We start from the raw sequence: 21,386 nt of genomic DNA on the forward strand, positions 1-21,386 counted from the left end.
CCTAGTTTCGGCAACTTTATTTTGTTCCCTACAACGGCAATGTTTTCATTTGTTTGTTTTGTGGTATAAGATTGTACGTTGTTCTTCTTAGATTTAAAGCGCGGTGCGCTGTTTTGTTTTTTGAAAAAGCGCGTATAAGCATCCGCAAGATTGCGAACAGACGACTGAATCGCAATACTATCCACTTCTTTTAGCCAAACAAGCTCTTTCTTCATGGCAGGTAGTTTGGCAGAGCATGTACCATAGGTCAAGCCTTTTCCTGTCTCTTTGTATGCATGATCCCATAAGGATAGGAAATAATTAAATACAAAGCGAGAACACCCAATCGTTTTGTTGATTAGAATTGCTTGTGCTTGATTTGGATAGATACGAAACTTATAGGCTTTATTCATCATTATTTGATTCACCTCTATTTTGGTATATGACTATTATACACCAAACGTACATTCGATAGGTAGTGGAGTAATACTTTCTATATGTCGAACAATTAAGATGGCTTCCTTCCATCCCTTGTTCGAAGCCAATTCATCTCTCACCTACTCACTGGACTGTGACCCTTCACGTTCCTTGAGGAAGGAGTCTTCTTGGCTAAAATGATAAATTATAAAAGGACAGCTATCCTTAGATAACTGTCCTTTTATTAAATATGCAATAAATATATTATTGTTATCGTATATTAATTATTCAAACTTAATGTTTATTAAAATGGTAAATATGGTTTTGGATCTACTTGTCCACCTATATACTGATTCTTAATTTCGAAGTGCAAATGGTTCCCAGTAGAATCGCCTGTACTACCTACTTTCCCTATTACTTGACCTTGTTGTACATGTGCCCCTACAGTAGTTAAAATTGAGTCCATATGACCGTATAATGTCCAAAGTCCGTCTTCATGCCTAATAACCACCGCATTTCCATATCCACCAAATCCTTGACCTCTTACACCAAAACCAGCAAATTCTACAGTTCCTGATTTAGATGCCATTATTGGTGTACCCTTTGCCGCTGAGAAATCAATACCTTTATGTACTGTCCCCCAACGACTTCCATACCATGAGCTAACATTTGGATTTTTGATAGGCATTTGATATTTAGAAGAACCTGAATCTGTTTCATGCGGATTCATCCACTTGTCGCCTTCCCACGTCTTAAATTTTAGCCAACCATCTGTTTTTCCATCTACTATTCTAAATGTTTGTCGCCCATACTTCGCTCCAGCATTCGCAACCTTTGATGAGAAAGAAGGTTCATCATATGCATAGAAATCTCCCATGACACGTTCTTCCCCATTCAAGTTAATCCAAACTGGACCTTCCCATGTTTCAATCTTCCACCAGCCATTATCTCTTTTTTCCACGACTCCTACATTTTGGGCACCGTACTCTGATCCACCATTTGTTTTAGCTGAAGTAAATGACGGTTCTTTATACCCATAGAATGATTGATTCACGTACTCAGAACTATTAGCAGCGTGAGTTACCATACTAAATGTCGAGATAGATAGAATAAAGAATAATAACATTACACCCCTTTTTAACATATACTCTCTTCACTCCTTTTCGAATAAATTTATATTTCGATTATCACATTAACATATTTTTCTATATTTTTACTATTTAAAAACCATTTGATATTCCTATCTCATTCCTATAATAAGAAAATAGTTTTTTACTCTAATATAAATATTTACGCTTAATAAAAACAAAAAAATCCCCTGCTTTAATACAGAAGATTTTGATGTTATTTCCAATCTATATATTTAAAACTCTAGCGATTTGACGGGCTTTGGAATTCTCAATATAATAATGCACTTCTAATCCTTTTCTTTCTGCACGAAGTACGGTTCCTCTCAATTTTGATAAATTTTGTGAAACCGTAGATTGTGGAAGCTCTAAAATCTCTATTAACTGTTTAACATTACATGTCTTATGGTACATTAACTCATTTACTATTTTTAACCGTACTGGATGTGTCATTTCCTTTAATACATCTTCTTCCAAGATTTCTTTTCTTTTAACTCTAACATTTCAAATTCCCCTTTATTATTTATTTCTTTTTTCCTATTATTACTATACATAATTACTTAGGTATGTTTCCCTTTTCGCCTGTTAAAAAAGTATATTTTGATCAAATCTTCAAATCAAAAAAGATTATTTTTACAGAAATTACAATAATACATACTACTTGAATCTCAATAAATGTAAATTAATAGAATATTCCGTCTTATATTGATAAATGCTATTAAATAGATTTTGATAGAGGAAATTTCTGATATGATACTAATTGCTGAATAATATCTTTGGAGAGGATGAAATTGAACAATGAATGTTCATATACAGGGGAATGAGCAAATAACTCATTTATTAAATGAATGGTATCAAGAAATTAGGGCTAGGCATGTAGACGCCGCTCAATTACTTAAACAAGAAATTGAAAACAGAATTCATAATATAGAAGAAAATCAAACGATATTATTATACTACTCACTACTAGATTTTAGACATCAATATTTAATTGATAGCTTAAGTATTTCTAAAGATAGCTTTAAACAAAGTGATGCTTACAAAACTCCTACAGACGATTTCCTTTCATACTATTATCACTTCTTTAAAGCCATTCATTCCAATGTTACCGGCAATCATAGCCTTGCAAAAATACATTACGATAAAGCAGAATACCTGTTAGAAACAATACCTGATGAGATTGAACATGCTGAATTCCATTATGAGTTAGCCATTTTCTATTGTCATACACATAGATCAATTTTATGTATTAATCATGTAATGAAGGCTAAAGATATATTTTCAAAGCATCCTGGATATGAATTAAAAGTTGCCTTCTGTAATAACTTATATGGATTAGCATGCACTCATTTAAAAGAATGGGAATTAGCTGAGGAACACTTTATCTCTGCTATGGATACATTCCAAAAAGAAAATTTAGAATACAATATTTTAATTGTCCGTCACAATCTAGGGTTTATGTACGCTACTCAGAATCTATCTGAAGTAGCATTACGATATTTATCTGAAGTTAATCAGAAACTACCTAGCGATTATAAAGCTGTATTTATTGAAGCTAGAGAGCATTATAAATTAGGAGAACATGAAATTGCTCAAGAATTAATAAAAAAGGGCCTCCAACTCTCTACTCAATTGGGAATTGAAGGTTATATTCATCACTTTAATATTTTAGAAAAAATAAATCTACATAGCTGTGCTAATGATTTAGAAAAAGCTGTTTTAGAAGGAATTTCTTATTTTGAACGAGAAGAACTATATGAGTATATAAATGAATATACCGAAAAATTGGCAGTCCAATTTTACAAAGAAGATAATCATCTAAAAGCTAGCTATTACTTTTATGAAGCTAGTAAAGCCAATGAAAAAAACTTTAAAAAAGGAGCATTAAAATGAAAAAATTAGCGGTTAGCTTACTTGGTATCTTAATTGTCGTTACAGTAACTTTTGGATCAAGTTCTTCAACAGGCACTCAAAGTACTGTAAATATTATTAAATATTCGCATGGACATACTGGATAATGAAAGGAAGGATTACACCTTCCTTTTTTATATTTTAGAATGATAAACGTATCCCCTCTACATCTATAAGAATTTAAGAAATAAATAGTTCAAAAGATAAAATAAAAATACTATAATTAAAAACTTCCATTTGTTTCTTTTCGTTGGTTTTCCAGCATGTTGTATATAAAAGAATAAGGCAATGCCTGCCATGGTAATAAAAAAATTGATAATAATCCATCATCTGTAATAACCCCTCCATACAAAAAATAAGAAGTCTCTTTTTTAGGAGACTTCTTATTTCTAATACAAACGACATACATAGGCTAAACATACACAATAAAGTCAGGATGATGTACTTTATTGCCTTTTTATAATAACATATAATTTGTAATTTTTGTTTAATAATTCCACAAAATAAAACTTTATCAACCTTAAAATGCTTTATAATAAAAAACAAATACAAATAAAATTAATAATATATTCACTTGATGCAGACGGAATATGCTCAAAAGATATATAGTTCGGTTACAATATCATTCATGATTTTTTAATTTTTTCCTTCCCTTCTGTTAAGAATACTTCAAAACTTGACTGATTACCTTACGTTAATACTTTATATATGCAAAATTACATACTAACCCTCATTGAAAATAATTCTCATTGTAACTATAATGGTTTCAGGGATTGAAATTTTCACTTTCGTTTCAAATCTCACAATATATTAAAGGAGGAAATACTATTATGAAAAAATTGATTTTAGCAGGGGCACTAGGAGTGGCAGTATTTTCAGGTATGAACTTACCAGGGGCTGAGGCATCAAAAGCGAGTGCAGCTACTACGAATTTAGAAATTCAAGAAGTCACAAAATACTACTCTATGAGTTCCTATGAAGTGTCTCAAAAAGAATCATTTAATCTAAAAAAAGGGGAAGAACTTACAGTCTTTGTACAAAATTCAGGGTTCCCAATTTCTTATACGGTCTTTGATGCGGATAATCAAGTAATTGGCACATTCAATGCTAATTCCCCATATGGTCGCGTATTTAAAGCGCAAAAAGACGGTAATATTTCAGTACAATTTCAAGCAGGTGTAAATTCTACGTACATGAAGAAGATGAATTTTACAGCTAAATTTGCTGTTTCTAAACTTAACCAATAATAAAAAATGTAACGATCCTCTTTACAAACAAATTAAAAAGGTATATCCCTTCAATGGGATATACCTTTAGTTTTAGTGAATTTTATATTGACCAGATAGCTGCTCTTGCGCCATACGAACTAAACGTTTTGTAATTTCTCCACCTACTGAACCATTTGCTCGTGCAGTTGAATCCGGTCCAAGTGTAACACCAAACTCCTGAGCAATTTCATATTTCATTTGTTCAATTGCACTTGCTGCAGCTGCTATTAAGATTTCGTTTGAATTATTATTTTCGCGAATTTGCATTTTTTAAACACCTCCATTGAATTTGGTAATATCATGCTCTATTTCCAACAAAATATGCAAAAAAATTATTCGTTTAGCTATTTTACATATATACCTAAGCTTTCATCCCTTATGTGGGAATAAATAAAGGTATAGGTCATACCCTATACCTTTACCTTCTTCTATCTTACTTACTTTTGAATTCCCTTATTAACCCCTGTAACTCTTGCGAGAGCCAATTTAAAGAATTTGCTAACTCTGCAATATCTTGTACATATAGTTCTTGCTCTTTCATACTTGTCTCCACATTACTACTGCTATTCACATATGTATTTGCAATGTGTGATAATTCATTTATAAACTGAACAATAGTTTGATTATCTTTTAGAATGTCACTTGAATGATTCGAAGTCGCTTTAATTTGATTTGTAACAGATTGTGCAGATTCTGAAATTTTTTCAAAGAAAGCACCACTACTTTGAACAAATGTTATTCCTAATTCTACTTCCTTTGAGCTCTTCTGTATGGATCTTACAGCTCTCTCTGCTTCAGCCTGGGTTTCACCAATTAATTTAGCTATATCCCTTGCAGATGCCTCGGTTCTTTCCGCTAATATACGTACCTCGTCCGCAACACCTGAAAATTCTTCCCCCATCTCTCCAGCACATGAGGATTCAGTAGAAGCATTTAAAGCTAATGAATTTGTTTGATTTGAAATGGTTGTAATTACAGTAAGAATTTCATGAATTTCCTTAGATCGTGCTTCGAATGCATAAATACTAGAAGGTACATCCTGAACTGTATCTTGGATTCTTTTCATTTGATTCACGATTTGCTTAATCAAATCTTTTCCCTCTACAGAATGCTGTTCCATGTCTTCCAAAGCATTTCCAACTTGTTTTGCAGCTCCTTTAATTTCTTTCATCTTACTTTCCATTTCTTGAACAATCTCTAAACATTTTTGCACTACATATTCATGAGAATGTGCTCCTAAATTTAATCCTGTAATAGCACTTGCAATTTCTTTAAAGGCTATGCTATTCTCTTTTGTACTTACCGACAATTCCTGTGAAGATGTCGAAACCTGTTCAGCAGTCTGCCTTACTTTATCTATAATCCTATTAAGCTTTTTAATAGTGTTATTAAAATAGATATTGGTTATCCCTATATCATCAGATCTTTCATTCAATTTAATACTTAAATCCCCTTCACCAACTTTACGTAACCCTTCTTGTAAATCCTTTAAAGGCGATAGAGAGTTTCGTGAGATAAATATTTGAATTGTAATTGCGATAGTTAATGAAATTATAATAAATAGTAAACCTTGTACCATAAAGTTTTTCTTTGTAAGAGGAATAATAGAAGCTTCCAAATCCGCTGCAACAATTGCAATTATATTTTTATTTTCATCTGTAACTGGCTCTAAAATTGTTACCCAGAATCCTAATTCATCTTCATACACTTCTGTCATTTGTGCCTGTTTTGTTTGTATTACTTTATCATATGTTTTCATCCAATAAGTAGGCTGCTCATAGTATTCACCTGGTTTTACAGAAACAGTATTTGCTAATTGTGTATCCAAAGCTACTATTTGTAATTCAGCTTTATCATTTAGCTTGGCTCCTGTAACATATGTTTGCCCAACACTTTTCATATCTTTTATAGATTTATCTAATTGCTCTGTCAATTTTTCTTTCTTCACTCTTTGAGCTGTGGGGTCTTTTGCTACATCTCTTACTATTTCTAGATCTAATTGATTTAATACCACATCACCTGTTTCAAAAGACTGCCTCTCAAATATAGACATCATACTATTTTGAAACATATTAAAACTTAACGCTCCCATACTTCCAACAAGGGTCAGAATTACTAATACCGTTAGTAATACATTTTTTTGAAGCAACGATAGCTTATGCCAATATTTTTTCATTGATTTCTCCTTTCTTATTTTCAACAATACAAAAACAAAGTAGTAACATATTAAGAGGTTCTCTTTCTGTTATTAATTTAAACTTTAAAATAGCATACTAGTCACTCAACCAAACGTTCCAATTTTTTTCGTTTGATAGGGTTTCTTTCCTTATATACTGATAGTTTCACTATATTTAAAGTAATAATTTAACGAATCTAAGCATTTATGTATTTAAATTCAAATGCATGATGCCATTGTAATGAGCATCAAAATGCAGCTAATTTAAAACTCTCTCTTATATAGCACCACTTAAAAATTAATAGTTATGACACCTATGATTAATAATGCTAAAGTTTATTTTCTTCTTTTTGAAGCCCATTCTGATCTATTGTACAAATATCAGTTTTTACATTTGCAATCGCACCTTTTATATGTCCAACTGCTTCTGGAAGTCTATTAAAAGGAAGACTTAATACTTCTACTACTTCATCTTTTCTATTTGTACTGATTTCTTCTAAATCGATGGTGTTAAAGGCTTTGCCTATAATAATTACTATAATGTTTAATGGACTACTAAGAATATTTAAAATTTCATATTTATCTCCTAAAGATTTTCAAATTAGATTTGTTGCAGTTCCTTCAGTGAGGATTTTTTATAATATCGTTAGTTTTATAAAGACTAGAATTTTTAAGAGCCTCATCTTTAGTTGTCTTTATCTTGCACAACAATAAAATTGGAAAGTTTAATCCAATCTCCTATTTTATAACTTTTTCCCTTATTTTTCTATAAATTTATAATATCTACCTGTACAAATTTATCTTAGACTCTTTTTGCCTTTATTCTTCAATTGTCTTAGATTCATATGAGGTAGCGCAGTAAGTAAAGTTTTAATAAAAAACTTTTGTATAAAAAAAATGCAAAAATATATACACTTAAATATTCATATAGGGGGCACCATACATACCCATCAACTTAAGAATGGAAACAAAATGAACTTTCGTTCATATGAACGAAAAAACTCTTAAAATATTTTGTGTCCTTAAAAATAAGCATACCAAATAAACCTAGACTGGCTAAATTTCAAAAATTATGCAGCTTTCTTTTGTTTTCTCAATCCATTGTGCTCATCAACAATACCCAAAATATCAAAGACTGTTTTCTTCTCGTATCGATGAGATTTCCGGCCATTCTTCTGAATTAAGTGGAACAGGCGGATTAGAATCTTTGTTATTTCTTGGGTGTTTTGCTGTATGGTTTGATATAAAATGTGTAAATGATCTTGAATCATTCCAATTGCCTTATATTCACTTAATTCTTGTTTCTTTTTTTGTAAAATTAATTGTCGCATCTTAAACATAATAGAAGAACATATAAAAATAGAAATGAGCTTTCCATACACATGGCATTCTAAGCGCTCTTGTTTAATATTTTGCCAATGATGAATTTGAAATAGAGATTTCCAAGTTTCAAAATCTTAAGTTGATGGGCATGGGGGCACCATATCATTTCGGACACAAATTAACCAATTCTTCGCATGTTAAGGCACTGGCTGTTTAATCAAGATCCATGTAATTTAAAATATACAAAAGGCCCCTTTTCATCTAAAGGGATCTAACACTATAAATATTATAATAACTAAATGAACTAATTTCTTAACTTACAGGAAATCGAATGAAATGTTTCTAAATTGTTGTAAAAAGACAATAAAGCTATTAAATTTTTAAAACCTAAAACAAGCATAACCCCGTTTTAATTTTAGGACGGGGTTAAAATATAGTTGTTTAATTTTCGATATAAGATACTTAACTGTACTCAAAAATATAACAATGAAGTAGTTTGAAAATCTAAGATTTATTCAAAAATAGCGGCCAATTGTGGAAGAACATTCATTCTATCCCCCTTAAGTCCCAAATATTTTTAGGGAAAATAATTGTTTCATCTGTATAATCAAATAAATTATTGAACCTTGTGATAATTCAACCTAAAATTCTATTCTTTATTTTTTTAGCTGCGTAATCACCATAAAAGTAAGTGTCCATTAAGTCATTGTATTTAGGAGTAGTAATTATGTATTTACCATTTTCATCGACTTCAAACAAAGTTACATTACTATATTCCGATCCCACAGTGTGATCTTCTGGATTTGAATCCTCCACTAACTTATCTATGTTGGGTTGTGCAACGAACTAGTAAGTACTAAACAAAAGATTTAATCGCTTTCTGTGTATGGATGAGCCAAAATGTCGTTACAACTTCTTTAACTCAGTTATCTAGCTGTTTAGAAGTATCAACAGAAATGCTCATCAGTTCTGAGGGATTAAGTCAACACTTTAATAAAGCGCTGCCCAATTTTTACAACACATATTAGTTGAGCTACTAAATTAAAAATTGATCTCATCTATATCAATTTCCTCTCCATATACTTCTGTTTTCAAGCGTATTCTTATTTTGGATATCTTTGCCCATCTCCCAGAATAAGGATAATTAGAGCAAAGATATTTATATAACTTCCATCATCAATAAGTAGGGGCCATAACTTAGTATCTAAAGCTAGTCCAAAAAAGGGGCCATTTTTATTAAATATGGTTGTGCACGGTCCGTACATTGCATCAAGATCTTAAATTCTAATCAGGGTGTTTTAATTAAAATCTTGGTATGAAGGACTTTCTATTTGGGGTATTTGCTTTTCTTAGCTTGATAGCGATGCGTCAGGACCCCCTATATAAAAATAACCTCTTACAGATATATTATCTTAAGAGGTTATTTTTTATAACACATAAATGTTTAGACTGTTTGCTCTTCATTTTCGATTTTAATTTCATTTGTAGTTAACTGTCTAACACTGACTATCGTTAATGGCCATAAAATTGCGAGTAAAGTTATTATTGTTGCAATTATAAGTGTGAATTTAATTCCAATCATCAATGATAGCGGTCCTATTAATGCTAATCCAACAGGCTTAAGGGAAATTGAGCCAAACCTATTAATAGAATCTACTCGGGATAAAAGATGGTTTGGAACAATTTTAGTAATTGTAGTTGCTTCCAAGGTTGAAAAGAAGGAAATTACTATCCCAGCTACAAACTCTGAAATTACTAATAGATAAAGAGGTGCTGGTATTGCTAACAGTAGTAATGTTGGACCAGCTCCTAGTATTAACAAGGAATAAGCTACTAATAACGGTTTATTGGGCTTATAATACATCGCTAAAAGACTTCCAACCAAACTTCCTATTCCTAGTGAAATCGATATTAATGCCCAATCCGGTGCACCTCCCAAATGTCTTTCCGCTACAACAGGCCCGAGAACTTGCATACTAGACAATAGGAATAGTTGAAATACACTAGCACTTATTATTAATGCTGTTAACCATTTTTGTGTTAACACATATTTCAGTCCCTCATTCATTTCCTTAAACAGTAAATTCGTTTTGAAGCCTGAATTCTTAGGAGTACCGATTTTACCACATGTAAATATTAGAATCGCACTAATTAAAAAAGTGAGAGAGTCACCAATCAACAACCAGCTTGGATTTATATACAGTAATGAAACTCCGGCTAAAGCAGGTCCAGCAATTTCTGATATATTATTGGTTATAGCAAACAATGAAAATACTTCTTGTTTTTTTTCGTTAGGAGCAACTGCTGAAACTGCTCCTGTAAAGGCGGGATTAAAAAAGCTACTAATGCCCCCTCTAACTGCAGTCAACATAGCAATGTTTAGTACTGTAGCCTCTCCGGTCAGTAAAAGAATTCCTATTAATCCTTGTGATATAAAACCAACTAAACTGGATATAACTAATATCATTTTTCTGTTATATTTGTCTCCTATTACGCCACCGAATAACAGTAATACAACACTTGGTATTGCTCTAGCTGCCAGTATAATTCCTAAAGCAGAAGCAGAGTCAGAGAACTCTAAAATGGCAAATACTAAAGCTATTGGAGTTACCATATCCCCTAAAGTTGAAATACTTCTTGCAATAAAGAGGTGACGAATTTGCCTAGATTTCAAAGGATTAAGTTTGTTTTTTAGTGACATTTTTCTCATACTAGTGACTCAGCTAAGTGGACAAATTTATCCAAATCGTTAATGGTGATATCAGACTTATTCCAATTAAACTTTACAGTTCGGGAATTAGTTTTAATATTCACAAACGTTTCATTATAAGAAAAAGAAGGTTCGCCCTCTAAGCCTAAATGATTCCAGATGCCTTTTGATAATTTAGTCATTATTGGAGAGGCTAAAATAGCAAGTCCTAGTAGCCACTCTTCATTATCTAATGTAATGTTATCCATCCATTCCTTAAGTATATTTACTGCTGAGGGAGAATTAAAATTATTTGGTTGAAGAAACTTAGATTGTTCTGAAACAGCTTTAGAAATATTTTTAGTAATATCTACTTTTATGGAATTTATATTATTCTCTATCGCTGGTTCTAGTTTAGTTTTAATCCAAGATCTCAATTGGTTAATCTCATTTACCATTTTACTTAAAGTAATATCTGCTACCCCATCATCCAGCTCAATTTGTGATAGAAAATATCTTAGTTCATCAGAACTTAAACCAGTGTTTTCTTCTGTAATATCCTTTAGCCATATTCCATGTTTTTTACTAGTAGAACATTTTTGTCCTTCTAAAAATAACATCCCATTGACGATAGTGTTGTCAAATGGACCCACATAGTCATTAGATTGTTGTGCTATGACATGAGGTGCAATGAGTCCTGGAGTAGAATTGTCGTTTCCGAAGACCCCAACTGTAATAACAGAACTTTTAGGATCAAATGGATTTAATTCTTCTTTTTTCTTCTCTTTATAAACTTCTCCACAATATACGCTGTATATGTAATAAGGATTGGATAAGACAAATCCATCTTCCACTAATTCACTATTTATCCCCCAAGTTCCAGGTCCACTCAAACGAATACGACCTTCACTTTGATTAAGATACTTATTTACCGCTCCCATCCATTTCTCATTAACACCAGATTCTTTTAAAGATGTTACGATATTATTTTTATCTAATGGTCTAGTAAACCAGCTTTTAACTCTTCTCCATTCTAGAGTACTATTATCTAGTCTTGATTTAGGTTCTAAAAGTTCTTCGGGTTGAAAGTGTGCACCACAATTTACACAAGAACTTCCACCAGAAGGTGTTTGACAATATGGACATAAACCTGAAATCCATGTCCCCATTAAAGGGTTCTTTGTTTCTTTTGAATATGGAACATTTTCTTCTTCTAGATTTGCTCCGTTGTTATCTACTAACTTTTTAAGAATAGTTTCATGAATCTTAGAATATGAATCTTTATGTTTTACAGAAAGTGGATTTATCCACTCATCAATGCAGATGTCTAAGTTAGATAAATCTTCTATGATCCCATTATGGAAATGTTGGCATGTTTCCTCTGGAGTCATTCCAGTCGAAATTGATGCAGCTAAGATCCAGTTCTCATATGCATCACTTCCAGTTATTACGCTTACATCGTTACCTAATAGACGTAAAGAACGACTAAGTATGTCAGCTCTCAGATATGTACCCGTTCCATGTCCTATATGCATTCTTCCATTAGGCGTTGGCTGCATTGGTACTATAAGATATTTTTTCTTCACATTTTCACATCCCATTATTAATTATATACTCTCTCTTCTATTTCTAATTGAAATCTTTCTTCTATAAGTGAAATTAATTCATCCAAACATGCCGAATTAGGAATTTTAACATAAATTATACCGCTTACTGCTGAGGAATCTAATAGCCCATCTATAACATCTCCAGATTTAACTTTTATATCTGAACTAATGTATCCAGGTATGTCCATGAAATCTTCTTCAATACTCATCAATTTTATTTTCCCTCTTTTTACAGGAAGCATAAATTGTCCTATTTCGTCATTTATGTTCCAATCCGTGGACTGTTCATAAATATATTTTTCTTGTAATGATAATGCGATATGTGCTTCCCATGAATCAAATCCGTTTTGATAATTTAACATTTTTCTAATTCCGCCCCCACCAGGTCTTGAAGCTATTTCACCTGCTATTAGCCCTTTTGATGTTACAAAAACTTCCAAATGAGTTACTCCATTATTGATACCGACAGCTTCGATTGCTTTTTCATGAATTTTTATTACTTCTTTACTAATTTCGTTAGAGTTCGGTAAGGTTATGGAACCAAAAATACCACTATTATATTCTATGACAGGTTTAATATATTTTGAGACTTTAATAAATTTTACTTCTCCATCTATTACCAAAGCATCACAATGTAATTCTTGCTGAACATCTAAAAATTGTTCTATGATAACTGGAAACTCCTTTTCAGAAGTGGTTATTGGATTTTTTAATTGATTGAAAAATTTAACTCCAGCTTCATTTTTTATATCTTCCACCGAGTAAAAAATTTTTGTAGCGTCTGATCCTGCACCCATGATTGGTTTAATTATTACAGGAAATCCTACCTCTTTACTTAATTCGATTGCTTCTTCTTGGGTAGTAGCAATCTTATATTGAGCAACTGTAACTCCAGCCGTTTCTAATTTACGTTTCATTGCAAATTTATTAGTTGTGTTTAAAACTGTATAAACTGAAGGCCCCTCTAATCCTAAGAAACTTCTTATATATGCAGCAGTTAGTGCGGCTCTTTCAGAAAGGGAAATTACTGCAGAATACTCATTACAATTTCTAGACTCAACTACAGTTTGAGTAGATTCTGAAGGATTGTTTAAGTTTTTTACAATAATTAAATCAGATCCTTTTGGATACATATCAATAAAACGTTCTTCAATAACAAAAGTAACTTTTAAATCCGGTCTTGCAGCAAGAGCAGTTGAATGTACTCTATCTCCTGTATTTACTACTAAAACAGATTTCATGGTATTTGACTCCTTTCTATTTGAGAAGCATCTCCTGATTCTATAGCTGCTTCCCTTTCCTTAGTCCATTGGTAGAATGTACTCTCATTTAGAGGATTCATTTGATTACTTGATGTTATAAATCCCATTAAAGGTTCAATTCGAGCCCCTCTTATTAATTTTGCTCGGTATGTAGCCATTCCATAATCTATATGTTTATAGCCCTTTTCAATCGCAAACTTTATAGCTTCATAATATACTAAGTTAAAATATTCAAATGATTTTGCTGAGTAATCTTTATGTATACCCACACTTCTAGCGAATATAGTGTCTCCCCATAGATAGAACAATGCTCCACCCACAGTATCAGTATCATTTTCAGTTTTAAGTAATAACACTAAACTATACTCATTTGAGGTATTAGTCATTACAGTTAACTCTTTCAATTCACTCTCAGCAGAGGCCACATGTCCATATTTTCTTTCATGACTTGAGAATAATTCAGAAAGAATTTCTTTTGACTCTAATAAATCGCTTTTTACAACGCTATATCCTTTAGAATTAAATACTTTACGCTCTCGTCTAATTTTTGTATTCACACTACTCATGTATTCTTCAAATGATTCCCACTTAATATCTATAACTGTATTAGCACCTGCAACAAAGAAGGAGTCCTTTCCAACAATTTTTTCTAGTTGATCAACTCCAGCTGGGTTTATGTAGAGAGCCGAGATTGAGACAGTATTTAATTTTTCTAAGTAGCAATAAGCTTCACTAAATAGACGGTATAGTAGATAATTCTGTTCATCCATTTGTAAATTTTCATCAATTAAAAATTCACATGCGTATGCAGCTCTAGAACCTACAATTAAACTTGGCGACCAGTCAGAAATTCCAAAATCCCCTCCAGATCTTAATAAAAATCTATTATATGGCTCATAATACCCCCTTTGGCTTGGTTTCCCCCAATATATAGGTAGCACACCTGCTAGTTTTCCATCACATCTATGAGCTATTATGTAACCTGTGTTACCATTTCTTAATCTCTCTATTGCAAGAAGCCAAGGTTTACTTACATAATAAGTTCTATTTTTTGAGAGTTGGAGCAATTGAATTTCATCAATATCTTCTATTGAGTACACAAAATCTATTTCAAACGAGATATCTTCTTTTGGATCTACTATATAATTCAATGGATTTCTACCTCCATTAAAATGTCAGATAATTGATTAATCCCACTTCCATTCCACCCTCGATCATAGCCTCTGTTCATCAATATTGAATTCATACCAGCCTTTTTAGCTCCATCAAGTTCATTATCATTTCCATCTCCCAGGAAAATACATTGATTAGCTGGAACGTTCAGTCTATCTGATGCGATTTTGTAAATAGAGACATCCGGCTTCATAATTCCTACTTCAGAAGACAAAATAACTTCATCAATAAGAGGACCTATTTGCGAGGACATTAACATCTCTCTTACATCACTACTGCAATTAGATATAACTGCCGTTTTTATACCTTTTTTCTGAAGAGTATAAAAAACATATAATGCGTAAACATCTGGATTTTCAAAGGCACTACCATGAATACTTTTTCTAACTTCCATTGCTTGCTTAATTGTGTGATCTGACCAATTAGCATTTATTTCATTTCTTAAGTAATAGAAATAATCTTCTAAATTAATTGTTTCTCTGATTCTTCTCGTAGCTTCCCAATGAGGCTTAAGTTGACTGGGTTCGTAGTTTAATGTTTTTGCTGTCTCCAAAAACGCTTTTGTTTTTAATGATTTTGGAAAGGGTATTAAAGTTTCCCATAAATCAAATACAATCGCTTTAATTCCACTTATCTCCATGTTAATACTCCTTTTTGCTAATAGTTTTGTATATAATGATTGGGTTAGAAATGCAATTATTATCAATTACAATATTTGCATTTTGTTTGGGTTGATAAGTGTGTATATATTTCTTTTGAGCAGGGATATATTTTTCATAGTACTTTCTAATAACTTCTTCTCCTTGAGTTGGTACATCTCTCATTTTTGCCCTATCTAACATTGTTGATTCATCAATTTCTAGATAGATAAAGAAGTCCAGAAATTGACTAAGTTCTTTTCTATATAAAAAGACGCCTTCTAATAATACGATAGTATCCTTACGTACTTTATATTCTTTACTTTTAGTAAATTCGTCCTTAGATAAATCAAGATGGCTTAACACTATGGAAAGTTCATTGTTATTTTTAATAGGAATTAAAATTTCATCTATTAATTGTTGGAAGTTGATACTCAAATTATAATACTGCTCAGGTTCAGGTAATGCCGTATTATATCTTATTCTTTTTGGATTATGAAAGTCATCAATATGTATTACTTGTACGTCATAATTTAATTCTAATAATTTAGATTCAAGTTCGTCAGTCAGGCGACTTTTCCCGGATGTATCAACTCCTGAAATTCCAACGATATATGGTTGAGGGTTATTTCTACTATTAAGAATGGTTGATGTTAATTTATCTATCATTTGCTTTCTATTTTGTGAAATCTCCATTATTTCTTTCAATCCTCACTTGTATTAATTTTTTGAATTGAACTGATATGATGTTCAATTCTTCGATATAGAGCGTTATATAAATTCTTTCCATAAACTGTATTGTCTTTTCGATTTAATGGCGTTGGTTCCAATCTAAGCGCGGAGAAGTTTCGGAGAGTCATTCCATTAAATTCTATCGCTCCATCATCTTTAGAATAAATTCTATTTTCAGATTCTTTTCCGTAAATTATCTCACCATATATTGACACTTCAGGTGGATTTCCGTAGTATCCTAATGCTTGAATAATTAGCCCAGCTTCATCAAATAACTTTGAAGCATCCAGTATCTCTTGGATTCTAATAATTTCAGCATTAGAAATTTTGTTACTCCACAAATCACAATAGATTTCCTTAGAAATATGTCGTAATCCTGAATCTCTAAAAATGATTCCTGTATCAGGGCAAATGTCGGATTTCGGATCATAGAGTTGTTCTCGTCCCTCTACTTGATTTTTAGTTGCTTCTTCCTCAGATGTATACATTAACTTTGCTAAGCTTCTTTGTAATACATATATCTTGGGTACTATAAAATTATCTGATTCAAGTTGAAGTTGTTTGATTAACTTCAATATTACCTTTAGTACAGACATTGTGCTATGTGAACATCCAGGAATAACTATAGATTTTCCATTTAATTCAATTAGTTTGTTTTTTAAGTATTTTTGTTTATTCAGACTAATTGCGTTTCCAGAAAACATCACTTTTTCTTTCCACTTATTCAAAGACGGGTGTAATCTCTCAGTTCTTCCGGTTGCTAAAAGTATATGATTTGCTCTAATAACATTACCTTCGGAAGTGATGATATTATTGGGACCTGTTGAAGAATTAATTTCAACTTTTACTACATTCGTATTATATAAAATCGATTCTTTACTTAACTTGTTGTTTATAATGTTACCAATTTCAATTAGTGCACTAGATAGATCTCTAGCTTCTACAGGGTGATTGCTATTTATTATTCTATTAATTTTTTCATTGTTTCTAATTTGATTGAAATCCCCTTTATAACTGGTGTTTTTTAACATACTAGCACCGTTTGAAGAGGTTATAATATCATAGTCTTCAAAAGAACCAGGACCTATAGAATTACCTTTTTCAATTATAAGGATATCTCTTTCAAGAAGTTCAGGGGCAGATGATAGAAATGTAGTTGTTCTGAAACCACCACCAACTATTACTAGGTCATAAAGTTTAGTATTCACAGGATCTTGTTTACTTTTAACTATTGTTAATGTATTGCTCATACGGTTACTTCCTTTAAAAGTAATTCAAATCTATCGCATATTATTTCAGCTTCTTCTAATGTAAGTGTTAATGGTGGTCTGATTTTAAGTACATTTCCAAAACCATAACGGGATGTTCTAAGAATTAGACCGAATTCCATTGCTTTCTCAGCTAACCAGTTTGTTAATATTGAATCAGGTTTTCCATTCATATCAATGATTTCAATACCTATCATTAATCCTAACCCCCGAATATCACCTACAAACGCATGCTTCTTTTCAATTTCTTTTAATCTAGCTAAAATGTATGCTCCAGTATTTCTTACATTTTGTAAGAAATGAGGCTGAGAAATAATATCAAGTGTTGTAACTGCTGCGGCTGCAGCAAGAACATTTGAACCATAAGTAAACGAATGTTCATTTGTTGTTAGCCCACTTAACTCATCGCTCGCTAAAATACCTGCAACTTGTGCTCCAGAACCTCCCAATCCTTTTGCAACAGTAATTGCATCTGGTTCGACATCATAATACTCAGCTGCAAACATATATCCTGTTCTTCCGATACCTGTTTGTATTTCATCAAAAATAAGTTTGATATTATTTCTATCACAGAAATCTCGTAAGCGTTTAAAATAACCTTTTGGAGGAATGATGTTACCCCCATTCCCTGATATAGGTTCTACAAGAAATGCTGCTACGCTACCACTACTTCCAAACTCTAAGAAATCGTCTAATCTATCAACACACATAAAGTTACATGAAGAAGGGTCCTGCCCATAGAAGCATCTATAACAGTATGGATCTGGTACTTGCATTCCCCCTGGAATCGCTAAAGGAAAATTCTCTTTTCTAAATGCGTTTCCAGATAAGTTTGCAGTGAACATTGTTTGACCTAAATGACTTCTAAAAAGTGACATTGTATCTCTTTTACCAGTAGCTCTTTGTGCCATTTTTATTGCGCCTTCATTCGCCACTGACCCCCCACATACTTTTAGATGTGCTTTAGTTATTCTGTTGGGTGAAAGATCTACTAATTTTTGTGCAAGTTTATTTATAGGTTCAGTTTGAAAAGAGGAAGTAACATGAATTAAATCCTCTGCTTGATCTTTTATAGCTTTAATTATAGCTGGGTGTCCATATCCTAGACTTAAGTTAAAGGTTGCTGAAGCACAATCTATATAAGAATTCCCTTCAGAATCATACAGATAAACACCCTCACCCTTAATCATTTTAATGTCAGATACTGGATAATATACAGCGTTTGCATCATTCTTTTTTGTTGCAATATTTCCATCAATATCAATAACTCCCAATATTTTCATCCCCTTTTCTTTGAATATAAGAGTATGATAATTCTGAAAATTGTAAAAGTCAACTAAATTTTAACCAAAAATTTACAAAGAATTTACATTCGAAACATATTATTTACAGTTGAATGAACATATTAAATCGATATGTTCAACGTAATAAAAAATATAAGTTCTCTAATCTCTAAATTTAAAGAATCGAATTAAAAGTCTTTTGCAAAATAAATATGCTAATCTTGCAAAGATAGATTTAGGATACAACTTGACATGGAGTGGTGGTCATGCTAGCCTTTTCGGCATAGATGGTTCCTATAGCTACTGATTTTTTGTCTAAATGAGTATGTTGATAGCATCTCTATATAAAGTTTCAATACTCTATAATTGCAACTGTTTGTATTTTCTCTCTACAACAGAATCTAAATGTAAAGGGTGAAAGTGTTGGGGATAAATTATTTTGAAATAAAATCATTCATAAAAAGTAATAATAGGTTTATTTTAGGTATTGATGGTTTAAGTCGTTCTGGCAAAACTACTTTTGTGGAGAATCTTAAATTGGATTTTGGAAATAGAGGAATTCCTTATATGATTTTTCATTTAGATGATCATATAGTTGAAAGAAAAAAAAGATACAATACTGAGTTTGAAGAGTGGTATGAATATTATGAGTTACAGTGGGATGTAGAATGGTTAAGAAAGCATTTATTTGAAAACCTTCTTAAATTACAAGAAATTACACTCCCATATTATGATGAGGATACTGATTCTAGTCAGTTAAAGACAGTAAAATTACCTAGTTCAGGCGTAATAATTATCGAAGGGGTATTCCTACAAAGAAAGGAATGGAGAGATTTCTTTGATAGAGTAATATTTTTGAATTGTTCTAGGGAAAGAAGATTAATGCGCGAAACCAAAGAAACTCAACAAAATAAAGAAAAATTTGAAAGACGATATTGGAAAGCAGAAGAATATTATATAGATAAAATAAATCCAATGGAATGTGCTGACCTTATTTTGAATACATAGGCATTTTTTATTTGAAATAATTTTCCAATGTTTGGGTTAATTGTTCATCTTCATTCGCTAGAAGTAATAACAACAAACTAACAAATGAATCTTCCCAGGGATTGCACATTTCGAGTTTCTTTAAACTGTGATGGAGAATGTATTGTAGCAGCAAATGTAGGTTTGCTCACTCCTATTGTTGCACCTAAAGCAATAGAACTAATAATAAGTTTTTTAATCATTTTTTCAGCCCCTTTAATTATTTTGGATATGCTTCATTTTTATACTACGTTCATGTTCGTGTAAATGAAGATGATTTGACATGATTCATCATTTTTTTCAAAAACTGAATATTAATTAATCGTTATAAATTTACCCAAAACAAAAAAGTTTCCTTATGGAAACTTTTTTGTTTTGGGTATACATTATATGTATAAAAATTAGTTTTAAAAATATTTACTTATTTGTTGATAAAATTGTATATGGATATTGTTCCTACTATTATCTACACACATCTCATGCAAAGCCTCACTACAACATAAACAAATTCATCTTATGACCGCGTTTCTTCTTACGAAATTAAGTGATTGTTTCAATAGTTAGTTTGGGAATCGTAGAATTACTTTCTTTCTCAGCCCTATTATTCTGTTCTTTTGCCTAAAATTCCAATATCCCCATTACTTCTTTTGTAAATAGTTTAAAATCAGTTAAATGTTTTTCAATAATTTGACGAACAATATCTAAATTTACACTTTGATAATCATGAACAGCAATATTACGAAATCCAACCATCGCCTTTAACTTATTTGCTAGCTCTGCGCTAAGTAACCCTGCTGTAACCAATAAATCAAAAGCTTCACGACTAGATTGAGGTAGTCCTAATTTTTTCCCTGCAACAATATGCATTGCTAAATCAATACTCGCTTCACAAGCTCTTTGTATATTTAATATTATTGAATCTTGCTTTGTATAATCCTCTAAATTTTCAGGGTCATTTCCATACACATCTTGGATTCTTTTTATACAACGCTCTATTGTGGAAATTTTATTTAAAATAACCTCATTCTTCATATATTGAACCTCTTTTCTTTATATCATCGAATACTATCTTGCGTTCCTCATTCAATTTTGAATACATTTTTAAGGTTTTCATTTCAAAAATAATTTTCCGTTCTTCATCAGAACAAAATATTGTCTTTCCTGTATGTATAATCTGAGCTTGAAAAACTGTAGAAGCTTCGGATAAATCAACCAAATCAACATCTCTATGAACAATGTTAGCTAACTCCTGTGCTAATAAAAAACGTTCATAATTCCCTAAAGTTGTGTCACTTAAATAAGCTATATCAATATCGCTATCTTCTCGTTCTCTATTCTCAGCCGTTGATCCAAACACAATTATCCAATAGGGATTCACCGTCTCTTGTAATTTTTCTATAATAGCTGTTATCATGCTTTGAAAAATCATTTAATTAATCCCCCTTATTGTACTTGAATTTTATTATATCATAACCATTATATAACCTTTTAAGCTATGTATTATAAT

General features: G+C 31.7%; 20 protein-coding genes and 5 pseudogenes. 5 read left to right on the forward strand and 20 right to left on the reverse strand.

The genetic code is table 11. The features are described 5' to 3' along the window. From C4S65_RS29965 to C4S65_RS29975, 4 genes and pseudogenes are all read right to left on the reverse strand, one after another. Positions 1-395, reverse strand: a 395-nt coding sequence (locus C4S65_RS29965; RefSeq protein ID WP_142391599.1) for an RNA-guided endonuclease TnpB family protein, incomplete at its 3' end; no start/stop codon positions are given. A 305-nt stretch (positions 396-700) separates the two neighbouring features. Beyond that, a complete protein-coding gene (locus C4S65_RS35720) occupies positions 701-1,126 on the reverse strand; it encodes a peptidoglycan DD-metalloendopeptidase family protein (protein ID WP_001068074.1) in 426 nt (141 codons plus the stop codon). Then, positions 1,118-1,540, reverse strand: a pseudogene (locus C4S65_RS35725) (hypothetical protein); the annotation flags it as partial. The gene C4S65_RS35720 and the pseudogene C4S65_RS35725, both read right to left, overlap by 9 nt. Positions 1,541-1,751: 211 nt before the next feature. Continuing rightward, complete coding sequence (locus C4S65_RS29975; protein ID WP_258043899.1) at positions 1,752-1,976, reverse strand: metalloregulator ArsR/SmtB family transcription factor; 225 nt, start codon at positions 1,974-1,976, stop codon at positions 1,752-1,754. Between the two features lie 345 nt (positions 1,977-2,321). Between C4S65_RS29975 and C4S65_RS29980 the strand changes: the two genes are divergently transcribed. The 3 genes from C4S65_RS29980 (at position 2,322) to C4S65_RS29990 (ending at position 4,681) form a co-directional block, all read left to right on the forward strand. Continuing rightward, the gene (locus C4S65_RS29980) at positions 2,322-3,416 is read left to right on the forward strand and encodes a Rap family tetratricopeptide repeat protein (protein ID WP_001100605.1); all 1,095 of its coding nucleotides are present in this window, start codon (positions 2,322-2,324) and stop codon (positions 3,414-3,416) included. Then, entirely contained in the window at positions 3,413-3,541 is a 129-nt protein-coding gene (locus C4S65_RS35465; RefSeq protein WP_000732005.1) for a hypothetical protein, read from the forward strand. The genes C4S65_RS29980 and C4S65_RS35465 overlap by 4 nt, the downstream gene beginning before the upstream one ends. A gap of 723 nt (positions 3,542-4,264) precedes the next feature. Beyond that, positions 4,265-4,681 carry a hypothetical protein gene (locus tag C4S65_RS29990; RefSeq protein WP_000733527.1) on the forward strand — a complete coding sequence of 139 codons (417 nt, stop codon included), beginning with the start codon at positions 4,265-4,267 and terminating at the stop codon, positions 4,679-4,681. A 72-nt stretch (positions 4,682-4,753) separates the two neighbouring features. On the opposite strand, the gene C4S65_RS29995 is transcribed toward C4S65_RS29990, so the two are convergent. The 4 genes and pseudogenes from C4S65_RS29995 to C4S65_RS35470 form a co-directional block, all read right to left on the reverse strand. Beyond that, positions 4,754-4,969, reverse strand: coding sequence for an alpha/beta-type small acid-soluble spore protein (locus C4S65_RS29995; protein WP_001167047.1), 216 nt, complete (start codon positions 4,967-4,969; stop codon positions 4,754-4,756). A gap of 166 nt (positions 4,970-5,135) precedes the next feature. Continuing rightward, positions 5,136-6,878, reverse strand: a complete 1,743-nt coding sequence (locus C4S65_RS30000) for a methyl-accepting chemotaxis protein (RefSeq protein ID WP_103945743.1) — start codon at positions 6,876-6,878, stop codon at positions 5,136-5,138. Between the two features lie 1,070 nt (positions 6,879-7,948). Next, positions 7,949-8,332, reverse strand: a pseudogene (locus tag C4S65_RS30010) (IS4 family transposase); the annotation flags it as partial. A 505-nt stretch (positions 8,333-8,837) separates the two neighbouring features. Further along, positions 8,838-9,032 (reverse strand): annotated as a pseudogene (locus C4S65_RS35470) (hypothetical protein); the annotation flags it as partial. A gap of 5 nt (positions 9,033-9,037) precedes the next feature. Between C4S65_RS35470 and C4S65_RS30020 the strand changes: the two are divergent. Continuing rightward, a pseudogene (locus tag C4S65_RS30020) lies at positions 9,038-9,336 on the forward strand (IS4 family transposase); the annotation flags it as partial. Between the two features lie 309 nt (positions 9,337-9,645). On the opposite strand, the gene C4S65_RS30025 reads toward C4S65_RS30020, so the two are convergent. The 8 genes from C4S65_RS30025 to C4S65_RS30060 are packed head-to-tail and all read right to left on the reverse strand — an operon-like array spanning position 9,646 to position 18,817. Then, positions 9,646-10,911 carry an MFS transporter gene (locus tag C4S65_RS30025; protein ID WP_103945746.1) on the reverse strand — a complete coding sequence of 422 codons (1,266 nt, stop codon included), beginning with the start codon at positions 10,909-10,911 and terminating at the stop codon, positions 9,646-9,648. Beyond that, a complete protein-coding gene (locus C4S65_RS30030; protein WP_181032160.1) occupies positions 10,908-12,476 on the reverse strand; it encodes a class I tRNA ligase family protein in 1,569 nt (522 codons plus the stop codon). The genes C4S65_RS30025 and C4S65_RS30030 overlap by 4 nt, the downstream gene beginning before the upstream one ends. 17 nt (positions 12,477-12,493) lie before the next feature. Then, positions 12,494-13,738: an ATP-grasp domain-containing protein gene (locus tag C4S65_RS30035; RefSeq protein WP_103945748.1), complete on the reverse strand. Its 1,245-nt coding sequence runs from the start codon at positions 13,736-13,738 to the stop codon at positions 12,494-12,496. Next, positions 13,735-14,910: a GNAT family N-acetyltransferase gene (locus C4S65_RS30040; protein WP_103945749.1), complete on the reverse strand. Its 1,176-nt coding sequence runs from the start codon at positions 14,908-14,910 to the stop codon at positions 13,735-13,737. The genes C4S65_RS30035 and C4S65_RS30040 overlap by 4 nt, the downstream gene beginning before the upstream one ends. Further along, complete coding sequence (locus C4S65_RS30045; RefSeq protein WP_103945750.1) at positions 14,907-15,572, reverse strand: HAD family hydrolase; 666 nt, start codon at positions 15,570-15,572, stop codon at positions 14,907-14,909. The genes C4S65_RS30040 and C4S65_RS30045 overlap by 4 nt, the downstream gene beginning before the upstream one ends. Before the next feature lies 1 nt (position 15,573). After that, positions 15,574-16,266 carry a hypothetical protein gene (locus C4S65_RS30050; RefSeq protein WP_142391600.1) on the reverse strand — a complete coding sequence of 231 codons (693 nt, stop codon included), beginning with the start codon at positions 16,264-16,266 and terminating at the stop codon, positions 15,574-15,576. 8 nt (positions 16,267-16,274) lie between these two features. After that, positions 16,275-17,552: a hypothetical protein gene (locus C4S65_RS30055; protein WP_103945752.1), complete on the reverse strand. Its 1,278-nt coding sequence runs from the start codon at positions 17,550-17,552 to the stop codon at positions 16,275-16,277. Beyond that, the gene (locus C4S65_RS30060; protein ID WP_103945763.1) at positions 17,549-18,817 is read right to left on the reverse strand and encodes an aminotransferase class III-fold pyridoxal phosphate-dependent enzyme; all 1,269 of its coding nucleotides are present in this window, start codon (positions 18,815-18,817) and stop codon (positions 17,549-17,551) included. Before C4S65_RS30060 ends, C4S65_RS30055 begins: the two co-directional genes overlap by 4 nt. A 465-nt stretch (positions 18,818-19,282) precedes the next feature. Here C4S65_RS30060 and C4S65_RS30065 point away from each other — a divergent pair, with 465 nt between their 5' ends. Continuing rightward, positions 19,283-19,861 carry a kinase gene (locus tag C4S65_RS30065; RefSeq protein ID WP_103945764.1) on the forward strand — a complete coding sequence of 193 codons (579 nt, stop codon included), beginning with the start codon at positions 19,283-19,285 and terminating at the stop codon, positions 19,859-19,861. A gap of 19 nt (positions 19,862-19,880) precedes the next feature. On the opposite strand, the pseudogene C4S65_RS35475 reads toward C4S65_RS30065, so the two are convergent. The 4 genes and pseudogenes from C4S65_RS35475 to C4S65_RS30080 form a co-directional block, all read right to left on the reverse strand. Beyond that, positions 19,881-19,964, reverse strand: a pseudogene (locus C4S65_RS35475) (Signal transduction histidine kinase); the annotation flags it as partial. Further along, positions 19,939-20,082: a hypothetical protein gene (locus C4S65_RS34725; RefSeq protein ID WP_181032162.1), complete on the reverse strand. Its 144-nt coding sequence runs from the start codon at positions 20,080-20,082 to the stop codon at positions 19,939-19,941. The gene C4S65_RS34725 and the pseudogene C4S65_RS35475, both read right to left, overlap by 26 nt. A 415-nt stretch (positions 20,083-20,497) precedes the next feature. Further along, positions 20,498-20,911: a DUF86 domain-containing protein gene (locus tag C4S65_RS30075; protein ID WP_000787545.1), complete on the reverse strand. Its 414-nt coding sequence runs from the start codon at positions 20,909-20,911 to the stop codon at positions 20,498-20,500. Further along, the gene (locus tag C4S65_RS30080; protein WP_000577221.1) at positions 20,901-21,308 is read right to left on the reverse strand and encodes a nucleotidyltransferase domain-containing protein; all 408 of its coding nucleotides are present in this window, start codon (positions 21,306-21,308) and stop codon (positions 20,901-20,903) included. Before C4S65_RS30080 ends, C4S65_RS30075 begins: the two co-directional genes overlap by 11 nt. Positions 21,309-21,386: the final 78 nt, after the last annotated feature.

Source organism: Bacillus sp. ok061 (genome assembly GCF_900108285.1).
In the GTDB taxonomy this organism is placed as follows: Bacteria; Bacillota; Bacilli; order Bacillales; family Bacillaceae_G; genus Bacillus_A; species Bacillus_A thuringiensis_S.